At 73.9% G+C, this 9,310-nt stretch carries 12 protein-coding genes; all 12 read right to left on the bottom strand.

Annotated elements, in window-relative coordinates; genetic code table 11:
• Nucleotides 1-169 precede the first annotated feature (169 nt).
• Complete coding sequence (locus tag NZ849_RS00390) at nt 170-604, bottom strand: GNAT family N-acetyltransferase (protein ID WP_295402931.1); 435 nt, start codon at nt 602-604, stop codon at nt 170-172.
• A 5-nt stretch (nt 605-609) separates the two neighbouring features.
• A complete protein-coding gene (locus NZ849_RS00385) occupies nt 610-1,728 on the bottom strand; it encodes an alpha-D-ribose 1-methylphosphonate 5-triphosphate diphosphatase (protein WP_295402928.1) in 1,119 nt (372 codons plus the stop codon).
• Nucleotides 1,691-2,404: a phosphonate C-P lyase system protein PhnL gene (locus NZ849_RS00380; RefSeq protein ID WP_295402925.1), complete on the bottom strand. Its 714-nt coding sequence runs from the start codon at nt 2,402-2,404 to the stop codon at nt 1,691-1,693. Before NZ849_RS00380 ends, NZ849_RS00385 begins: the two co-directional genes overlap by 38 nt.
• 3 nt (nt 2,405-2,407) lie before the next feature.
• The gene (locus NZ849_RS00375; protein WP_295402922.1) at nt 2,408-3,187 is read right to left on the bottom strand and encodes an ATP-binding cassette domain-containing protein; all 780 of its coding nucleotides are present in this window, start codon (nt 3,185-3,187) and stop codon (nt 2,408-2,410) included.
• Nucleotides 3,171-4,061: an alpha-D-ribose 1-methylphosphonate 5-phosphate C-P-lyase PhnJ gene (locus NZ849_RS00370; protein WP_295402919.1), complete on the bottom strand. Its 891-nt coding sequence runs from the start codon at nt 4,059-4,061 to the stop codon at nt 3,171-3,173. The genes NZ849_RS00375 and NZ849_RS00370 overlap by 17 nt, the downstream gene beginning before the upstream one ends.
• Nucleotides 4,054-5,094 carry a carbon-phosphorus lyase complex subunit PhnI gene (locus tag NZ849_RS00365; RefSeq protein WP_295402917.1) on the bottom strand — a complete coding sequence of 347 codons (1,041 nt, stop codon included), beginning with the start codon at nt 5,092-5,094 and terminating at the stop codon, nt 4,054-4,056. Before NZ849_RS00365 ends, NZ849_RS00370 begins: the two co-directional genes overlap by 8 nt.
• Complete coding sequence (phnH, locus tag NZ849_RS00360; protein ID WP_295402914.1) at nt 5,091-5,636, bottom strand: phosphonate C-P lyase system protein PhnH; 546 nt, start codon at nt 5,634-5,636, stop codon at nt 5,091-5,093. The genes NZ849_RS00365 and phnH overlap by 4 nt, the downstream gene beginning before the upstream one ends.
• Nucleotides 5,633-6,046 carry a phosphonate C-P lyase system protein PhnG gene (locus NZ849_RS00355; RefSeq protein ID WP_295402910.1) on the bottom strand — a complete coding sequence of 138 codons (414 nt, stop codon included), beginning with the start codon at nt 6,044-6,046 and terminating at the stop codon, nt 5,633-5,635. Before NZ849_RS00355 ends, phnH begins: the two co-directional genes overlap by 4 nt.
• A 2-nt stretch (nt 6,047-6,048) precedes the next feature.
• The gene (gene phnE / locus NZ849_RS00350; protein ID WP_295402906.1) at nt 6,049-6,867 is read right to left on the bottom strand and encodes a phosphonate ABC transporter, permease protein PhnE; all 819 of its coding nucleotides are present in this window, start codon (nt 6,865-6,867) and stop codon (nt 6,049-6,051) included.
• Entirely contained in the window at nt 6,839-7,720 is an 882-nt protein-coding gene (phnD, locus tag NZ849_RS00345; protein ID WP_295402902.1) for a phosphonate ABC transporter substrate-binding protein, read from the bottom strand. The genes phnE and phnD overlap by 29 nt, the downstream gene beginning before the upstream one ends.
• Before the next feature lie 10 nt (nt 7,721-7,730).
• Nucleotides 7,731-8,504 (bottom strand): phosphonate ABC transporter ATP-binding protein, encoded by a 774-nt coding sequence (locus NZ849_RS00340; protein WP_295402896.1) that lies wholly within the window; start codon nt 8,502-8,504, stop codon nt 7,731-7,733.
• A gap of 56 nt (nt 8,505-8,560) precedes the next feature.
• Nucleotides 8,561-9,310: LacI family DNA-binding transcriptional regulator (locus NZ849_RS00335; RefSeq protein WP_295402892.1), on the bottom strand; the 750-nt coding region annotated here is incomplete at its 5' end.

Genomic DNA, 9,310 nt, shown 5'->3' with positions numbered 1-9,310 from the left:
CGCGGCCGCCCTCCTCTCCCCGGTGGGGGCGCTGTGCCGGCTGGAGGGGGGGCGGATCCTCCTGGCGCCCCGCCCACGGGAACCTCGGGACCCCTGCGTCCGCGCCCCCGGTGAACCGGGGGCCTCTCCCGGGAGCCCTGCCGCAGGGCGGTGCTGCTGCGGGCGTGGCCTAGAGCTCCAGCTTCAGACTGATGCCGTAGACCTCGAAGCCCAGGGCCTGGTAGAAGCGGTGGGCGGCCTCCCGGGAAAGGCTGCTGGAGAGGGCCAGCTTGTAGGCCCCCTGCCGCCTGGCCTCCCCGGCAGCCCAGGCGGTGAGGAAGCGGCCCAGGCCCTGCCCCCGCAGCTCCTCGGCCACCACCACCGACTCCAGCACGGCGAAGGGCCGCCCGCCATGCCCCAGGTTGGGCAGCACCCAGAGGGTGAAGGTGCCCACCAGGCGGCCCTCCAGCTCGAGCACGTACACCCGGCCGAGCCCGCTGGACTGGATGCGCTGCAGCAGCCCCCGGGCCTCCTCCGGCGGCAGCTCCTCCGGGCCCAGCGCCCGCAGGAGCTCCAGCACCCCCTCCGCATCCTGAGCCGCTGCCTCCCGCACCTTGGGCTCCATACCCCTCACCACCCCCGGCGGTACACCGGCCGCCCGGCCACGAACACCCCCCGCACCTGCCAGGTCTCCTCCTGCAGGAGCACCAGGTCGGCCCGCAGGCCCGGCGCCAGCGCCCCCCGGTCGCAGAGCCCCGCCGCCCGGGCCGGGTGCAGGCTCACCAGCCGCACCGCCCGCCAGAGGGGCCAGCCGCCCCGGTAGAGCCGGTGGACCGCCCGGAGCATCGAGGCCGGCAGGTAGTCGCTGGCCAGGGCATCCAGGGCTCCGGCCTCCAGGGCCTCCTGGGCGGAGAGGTTGCCGTTGTGCGAGCCCCCCCGCACCAGGTTGGGGGCCCCCATCAGCACCCAGAGGCCGGCCCCCTTAGCCGCCCGGGCCGCCTCCAGGCGCACCGGGAACTCGCTGATCCGCACCCCCAGGCCCCGCATCAGGGCCACCCGCTCGGGCTGGTCGTCGTCGTGGGAGGCCAGGGGCACCCCCAGGGCGCGGGCCTGCTGGGCCAGGCGCAGGGCGCTCTCCAGGCCCTCCTCCTGCGCCCTCTCGTGCAGGAGGGCCTCGACCTCCTGGGGGGAGCGGCCGAGCCACTGGACCATGTAGCGGAGGTAGGCCTCCAGGCTCCTGAACTGGCCCTGCCCTGGGGTGTGGTCCATGAAGGAGAGGAGGTGGGCCCAGCCCCTCCGCAAGGCCTCCGCCACCGCGGCCTCCCCCCCGGGCCGGGAGAGCTCGTAGCGCAGGTGCAGGCGGAGCTCGAGGTCGAGCCGGGAGCGCTCCTGGGCCAGGGCCTCCACCACCTTCTGCATATGCTCCAGCGCCCGCACCCCCGCCGCCCCCTCCCAGAAGCAGAGCGCGGCGTAGGCGGTGGTGATCCCGGCCGCGAGCTGCTCCGCCTCCCAGGCGGGGAGGGCCAGCTCGAGGGGGAGGACCACCCCCGGCCGGGGCTCCAGGGCCCGCTCCAGGCTGTCCCCGTGGAGGTCCACGAGCCCGGGCAGGAGGAGGTGGCCGGGCAGCTTAAGCTCGGCGTCGGCGCGGGGCTCCGGGCTCACCTCGGCGATGCGGCCGGCCTCAAGCCGCAGCGCCCCGGGGCCCACCACCCTATCCGGCAGCACCAGGCGCAGATGGCTCAGCCACATAGGGGCCCTCCAGGAACAGGGTCGCGTCCACCAGGCCCGCCACATCCTCCGGGTGGTGGAAGATGCCGATCATGGCGGTGCCCTCCTGCTTGAGCCGCCCCAGCCAGGCCCGCAGGGCCGCCCGGGCCTCCTGGTCCAGGCTGGCGCTGGGCTCGTCCAGCAGCAGGAGGCGGTAGGGCCGGATGAGGGAGCGGGCCAGGTTCACCTTCTGCCGCGCCCCTCCGGCGACGGGGGTGGGGTAGGCCGCCCACAGCTCGGGCCGCAGGCCCACCGCCTCCAGCATCTCGGCAGCCCGGCGCCTCGCCACCGACTCCTCCACCCCCTGCCAAAGAAGCGGCTCGGCCACCACCTCCAGCGCCGTCTGGCGGGGGCGCGGGTCCAGGAACTGGCTCACGTAGCCGAGCTCCTCCCGCCTCAGGGCCAGCACCAGGCGGTCGGGGGCGGCGGCCAGCTCGAGCCAGCCCCGAAGGCTCCGGTAGCGGATCCGGCCCGCGGTGGGACGGTAGGTGCGGTAGAGGCAGCGCAGCAGGCTCGACTTCCCCGCCCCGTTGGGCCCCGCAAGGAGCAGGAAGGCCCCCGGGGCGAGCTGGAAGCTGAGCCCGCGGAAGGCCACCACCTCGCGGGCCAGGCGGTGCAGGAAGAAGCGCTTCTCCAGCTCGGCGACCTCGAGGATCATAGCTCACAACCTCGCCTGCACCAGGTCCTGGGTGTAGGGGTGCTGGGGGTCCTCCAGCACCTGGTCGGCCAGGCCGGCCTCCACCACCTCCCCCTCCAGCAGTACCAGGATGCGGTCGGCCAGGGCCCGCACCACCCCCAGGTCATGGCTCACCAGGATCATGGAGAGCCCCAGCCGGCCCTTTAGGGCGCGCAGGGTGTCCAGCACCCGGGCCTGCACCAGGAGGTCGAGCCCCGTGGTGGGCTCGTCCAGCAGGAGCACCGCGGGCCTGGCGGCGATGGCCCGGGCGAGCTGCACCCGCTGGCGCAGGCCGCCCGAGAGCACCCTGGGAGGCTCATCCGCCCGCTCGGTGGGGAAGTCGGCCTCCTCTAGGGCGGCGAGGGCCCGGGTCGCGGCCTGCCCGTAGCGGCGCTCCCCCAGCAGCAGGAGGGGCTCGGCCACGTTGGCGAGGCTGGAGAAGCCCATGCGCAAAGCCTCGTGGGCGTGCTGCCGCACCAACGCCAGGTGCCGCTGCCGCACCTCCAGCCGCCGGTAGGGGTCGAGGGCCAGCAGGTTGAGCCCCTCCAGGCCCGGCTGGCCCAGGGTGTAGCGGCCCTCGGCGGGCAGCTCCAGGTAGAGCACCCGCAGCAGGGTGCTCTTGCCCGAGCCCGACTCCCCCACCACCCCCAGGACCTCGCCCGGGTAGAGCTCGAGGGAGACCCCCCGGAGCACCTCCCGGGCCCCGTAGCCCTGGCGCACCCCCTCCAGCCGCAGCAGCGGGGCCTCCTCATACGGGGACGTCATCCCGGTAGAACCTCCCTTCAAGGTCGTAGTAGGTCTCCCCCAGCGCGCGCCCCGCCCTGAGCTTCTCCAGCACGCTGGTATCGGAGAGCTCGTGCTCCAGGCCCCCCTCACCGGGGATGGCGTTGAGGAAGAGGTGGCCCACCCCGGTCCTGCGGCAGCGCGCCCGGACCCGCTCCACCTGGAAGGGCACGTCCTGGAAGGCCAGCGGCCGCACCTCCGTGTGGGGAGGCACGGCGTAGAGCCGCTTCTCCCGGCCCGCGGCGAGGAGGGTCAGGTGGGGGGCCTGGTGGAGCTTGGGCACGTCCCAGCGGGGGATGGGGCTCGGGTCCATCACGTAGCGGCCATGGACCATGACCGGGTAGGCCGCCCCCTTGAGGCTGCGGCGGAAGCGCCGGGTCTCCTCGAAGAGGCCCACCCAGAGCGCGCTGTAGTCGGCCAGGGCGTGGAGCTCCCGGGCCCGCGGCTCCGAGGGCTCCACGTGGCGCAGGGGCTCGGGGATGGGCACCTGCAGGATGAGGATCTGGTGGGGCCGGAGCCGCTCCTCGGGGATGCGGTGGCGGCTTTGGATCAGGGTGGCCTCCAGGGTGTCCCAGGTGGTGCGGGCCCCGCTCATGGAGGCGATGAAGCGGCGCAGGTTGGCCGCGTTCACCGAGTCGTCGGCCCCCTGGTCGATCACCTTGACCACATCCTCAGGGCCCACCAGGGAGAGGGTGACCTGCAGGGCCCCGGTGCCCCAGCCCCGGGCGATGGGCATCTCCCGGCTGGCGTAGGCCACCTGGTAGCCGGGCAGGGCCACCGCCTTGAGCAGGCTGCGCCTGAGCTCCCGCTTGGCCCCGGGGTCGAGGAAGGCGTAGCTGTAGCCCAGCCTAGGCATCCTCCACCTCCTCCGGCTGGCCCTGGTGGGCGAGGAGGTTGCTGAGAAAGGTCACGTAGTGGGGCAGCTTGTAGTGCAGGGCGAAGCCCGAGGCCTCCACCGGGTCGGTGTGCAGGAGCACGAACTCCTGGCTGCGGGCCGGGTGGGGCTCCTCCCGCTGCATCTCCAGCTCGAGGAGGGCTGCGGCGATCACCTTGACCTCGTTCCAGCCCAAGGTGGCGGCGAAGCCCAGGCGGTAGGGCTCGCCGGGCTGGGCCGGGGCCACCACCTCGGCGAAGGAGAGCCGCACCTCCCCGATGGCGAAGGCCCCTCCGCGCACGGGGTGGGGCAGGCGCACCTCGGCGTAGCCCAGGCCCAGCTCGCTCACCGTGGGGTGGTAGTGGGCGTTGTAGGCCCGCATGCCGCTGTACCCCAGGGCCAGCAGCCCCCCGGTATCGGCCCGGGCCAGGGCCTGCAGGGCAAGGGGGCGGGGGGCAGGGAAGCGCAGGGGCTCGGTGGTGAGGTCGGGGAGGCCCTCCGCCGCCTCCCGAGGGGCCTGCAGCAGGCCTTTCCGCCGCAGCCAGCCGCTCACCGAGGGGTAGCGCTCCGGGGCCGGCCGGGCGGCCTCCGGCGGGGGAGGGGGGGCCTCGGCGCGGTAGAGGGCCTCCAGGCGCAGGAGCCGCTGGCTGTAGTCCAGCGTGGGGCCCAGCACCTGGCCCTCCGGGATGGCCTTGAAGGCCGCCGAGATGCGGCGCAGCAGGCAGAGCTCCTCCCGGCTCAGCGCCAGGGCCGGGGAGAGCCGGGGCAGGGTGGTGCGGTAGGCCCGCAGGAGGAGCACCCCCTCGTAGAGGTCGCCCCCGGTCTGGGCCAGCGCCAGGGCGGCCAGCCGGGGAGCCCAGACCCCTCCCTCCCCCATCAGGCGGTCGAGCAGGTAGGGCAGCCGGGCCTCCAGCTGCTCGTGGAAGGCCGGGGTGAGGCGGCCCAGCAGGCTCCGGTAGAGGGCCTCGGCGGCCCGGATGGCCTCCTCTCCCCCGCGCGCGGTGACGTAGCTCATAGCACCTCCGCCCGCACGGTGCGGGGCAGGCCCAGCACCCGCTGGCCATCGGTGAGGAAGACCTCGAAGCCCAAGGGGTACTCCATGAGCCGGGCCCGCTCGGCGAAGAAGGCCGGGGGAAGACCCCCAAGCCGCACCTGCCGGCTGCCCTCCACCCCGGGCCCCTCCAGGACGAGGGAGAGCCCCTGCCCGAGCCTGGCCCCCACCACCAGGGTGGCCGAGCGCTCGGGCTCCAGCAGGCTCCCCCGCCTGAGCTCCCCCAGCCAGGCCAGGTGCTCTCCCTCCAGGCGGGGGAGCAGCAGGTAGTCGGCCTCCCGCCAGGGGCGGGGGCGCACCCCGGTGGGGCGGAGCCGCTGGAGCAGCGGCCCCGGGGCGTAGAGGCCCACCCCCTCATCCAGAAGCGCCTCCCCGATGGCCTGCAGGGCCTCCTCCAGGCCGCGCGCGGGCAGGGGCTGGAGGAGGCCGGGGAAGCTCAGCGCCCGCAGCAGGGCCAGGAAGGTCTCCCGGGCGCGGCGCTCGGCGGGGGTGTAGGCGGGGGTCACAGGGTCTCCACCTCCAGCCGGGTGGCCTCGACCTGCCGCAGCAGCCGCGCCCGCGCGGCCTGCCAGCCCTGGCGGACCCCCTCGGCCAGGGCGAGGATCTCCCCCCGGCCCACCCCTGCCGCCAGGGCAGCGTCCAGCAGGGCCAGGGCCTGGGCCTTCCCCAGGTCCTCCCCCAGCACCGCCCCGTACCCCTCGACCCGGTGGCGCGGCAGGCGCAGCCAGACCTCGCTCACCAGGGCCTCCCCCAGCACGAAGCGGGTCCCCTCGGCCTGGTAGGGGAGCAGGGCCAGCCCCACCCGCCGCCGGAGCAGCCGCGCGGCCCCCAGCTGGGGCCTGAGCCTCCGCGCCAGGGCGCGCAGGGCGCGGGCCTCCGCCCGGGTCAGCCAGGAGAGCACCTCTAAATCGTCCATCGTTACACCAAGGCCCGCCGCAGCCGGGCGGAGAGCTTGTCGATCACGAACACCGCCGCCACGATGAGCAGGATCACCGTGGCCGCGTCCTGGAAGCGGAAGGAGCGCACCGTCTGCATCAGGTCAAAGCCGATGCCCCCCGCCCCCACCAGGCCCAGCACCGTGGCCGAGCGCACGTTGACCTCGAAGTGGTAGAGGGTGTAGGAGGTGAAGTGGGGGGCCACCTGGGGCCAGATGCCGTAGAGGATCACCGCCAGCGGGTGCGCGCCCGTGGCCCGCACCGCCTCCACCTGGCCCGGGTCCACGGTCTCGATGGCCTCGGAGAGGAGCTTCCCCACCACCCCTGCGGTGTGCAGGGTCAGGGCCAGGATGCCGGGAAGAGGCCCCAGGCCCAGCGCGGCCACGAAGACGAGGGCCAGCACCAGCTCGTTCAGGCCCCGCAGAACGTCCATCGCCCCGCGGGCCAGGTAGTAGACCGCCCCTCCCCCCACCACGTTGCGCGCCCCCAGGAAGGCCAGCGGCACCGCCAGGAAGGTGGCCAGCACGCTGCCCCAGAAGCCCATGATGATGGTCTCCCCCAAGGAGCGCAGAAACTGGGGCAGCAGGTCTAGGCTAGGGGGCAGGAAGCGGGCGCTGAAGGCCAGGCTCTTGCCGATGGACTCCGCCAACCGGAGGGGGTTGGCCTCGGTGAACCCGGCCGAGAGGGCCAGGGCCAGGGCAATCCCCCCGTACAGGAGGAGCACCGTGCGCTTGCGGCGGCGCAGGGCCTCGGGTACGGGGGGCAGGCCCGGGCTACTGGCACTCGGGGCGCTTGATGGCATCGTTGACCTTGCGGAAGGGATCGTAGTCCTTGTCGCTGGCCGGGGCGAAGCCCTTGAGGCCGCGGGCCTCGAGCCACCTCTTGCCCTCAGGGGTGTCCTTGAACTCGAGGAAGGCCCGGCGCAGGGCCTCGCGCAGGTCCTGGGGCAGGTCGGTGCGCCAGGCCCAGGGGGAGGCCGCGATGGGATCGGAACGCCAGATCACCTCGAAGTCCTCCAGGCCCTTGATCTGGCCCTTGTTGGCGGCGATGGCGATGCCGGTATCCCAGGTAGCCCCCACCGGGATGGTGCCGTTGTAGACCCCCAGGATCACGTTCTCGTGGGTGCCGGCGAAGGTGACCCGGCGGAAGAACTCCCGCGGCTTGATCTTGGCCTCGAGGCAGAAGAAGGCGGTGGGCACCTTGTACCCCGAGGTGCTCTCGGGGTCCACGAAGGCGAAGTCCTTGCCCCGGGCGTCCTGCAGGGTGCGGATGCCGCTGCCTTTCTTGGAGATGATCAGGCTGTGGTAGACCAGGCCCGAGCGGATGCTGTCCTCCTTTACGAAGGCCTCGATGGGCGCCTTGGCCTTCTCGATGGCGTCCACGTAGGAGCCCGGGCCGTAGAAGGCCACGTGCACCTGCCCCTGGGCCTGGGCGATCTGCACCGCGGTGTAGTCGGTGGCCAGGAAGAGCCGCACCGGGATGCCCAGGCGGGCCTGCAGGTAATCGGTGAAGGGCTTGTAGCGAGCGGTGTAGTCGGCGGCGCTCTCGATGGGCACCTCGGCGATCACCAGCTCGCGCGGCCAGCCCGCCCGCTGGGCCAGGGCCAGGCCAGCCAGACCGGCCAGAAGGATGGCCAACAACAACCTACGCTTCATCCAGCACCTCCTATGCGCTCAAGCGGGCCTCCTCGCCCGCTTCCGAGCCTTCTCCGAAGTAGAGGGCCTGCTCCAGCCCCCGGTCGAAAGCGCTGCTGCTGCCCGCAAAGAAGACCTCCCCCCCGCGGAAGGCCACCACCCTGTGGGCGTAGGCGCGCACCAGCTCGAGGTGGTGCAGGGTGATGAGCAGCGGTACCCGCCGCTCCTGCACGAGCTCCAGCAGGAGCTCCATCACCGCCGCGGCGTTCTTGGGGTCGAGGGCCGAGATGGGCTCGTCGGCCAGGATGAGCGCGGGCTCCTGGGCCAGCGCGCGGGCGATGCCCACCCGCTGGCGCTGCCCCCCCGAGAGCTGGTCGGCCCGCTTCCAGGCGTGCTCCAGCATCCCCACCCGCTCCAGCAGGTAGCGGGCGAGCTCGAGGTCCCCGCGGGAGAAGCGGCGCAGCAGGGCATCCGCGGCGGACAGGTGGGGCAGCCGGCCCAGCAGCACGTTCTCCAGCGCGGTCAGCCGCTCGACCAGCTGAAACTGCTGGAAGATCATCCCGCTCGCCCGGCGCACCGCCCCGAGGGGGGCCCCCGGCAGCACCCAGGGCCCCAGCCGGAGCCGCCCCTCGGTGGGGGCCAGCAGGCCCTTGACCACGCGGATAAAGGTGGACTTCCCGGCCCCCGAGGGGCCCACCAGGGCCACCACCTGGGGCTCGGCCCGCTCGAACAGCCGCAGGGAGACCCCGCGCAGGGCCCACTGCTCCCCGAAGCGCACCCCCAGGTTCTCCGCCACCAGCTCCATCTCCCGGCCTCCTGGGGGAAGTCTAGGCGGGGGCTGTCAGGGGCTGGTCAAACGTTTTAGCAAAGGGGCCCGGTGTCCCGCACCACCAGCTCGGCGGGCAGGAGCAGGGTCTCGGGCGGGCCGGCGTACCCCTCCCTTCGGCGCAGCAGCAGCCGCACCGCGGCCTCAGCCGAGCGGGAAGGGGGCCGGCGGATGCTCGAGAGGGCCGGGTACACCCAGGAGGCCGCAGGGATGTCGTCGAAGCCCACCAGGGTCAGCTCCTGCGGCAGGCGGAGGCCGAGGGCCAGGGCCTGGCGTAGGACGGCCAGGGCCAGGAGGTCGTTGCCCGCCAACACCCCCCGGGGGCCTCCGGCCAGCATCGCCCCGATGGCCGCCTGGTTGCCCTCCACGCGGAAGTTCCCCTCGAAGACCAGGGGCTCCTGCCCCAGCTGGCCCACCCCCTCCAGGTACCCCGCCAGCCGGGCCTGCGCCGTGGGCGAGCTCCCCGGCCCGCTCAGGTGGGCCACCGGCAGGTGCCCGGCGCGGCCCAGGGCCAAGGTGGCCTCGCGGGCGGCGGCCCGGTCGTCGAAGCTGACCCGGTCTATGGGCAGGGGCCCCCAGGCATGGCCCACCGCCACGAAGGTCAGGGGAAAGGCCCCCAGGCCCTCCAGCTCGCGCTGGCTGTAGTGGCTGGAGACCAGGATAACCCCCTCCACCCCCAGGGCCAGGGCAGCCCGCAGCACCTGGGGGAGCTCGAAGGTGGGGTTGGTGTAGACCAGCAGGTCCAGGCCATGCGGCCACAGGGCGCGCTGGGTCTCCAGGGCCAG

Origin of the sequence: Meiothermus sp., from assembly GCF_025060375.1 — a bacterium.
Classification (GTDB): domain Bacteria; phylum Deinococcota; class Deinococci; order Deinococcales; family Thermaceae; genus Meiothermus.
The sequence above is the reverse complement of the archived record's forward strand: the minus strand, read 5'-3'. Positions and strand labels throughout refer to the sequence as shown.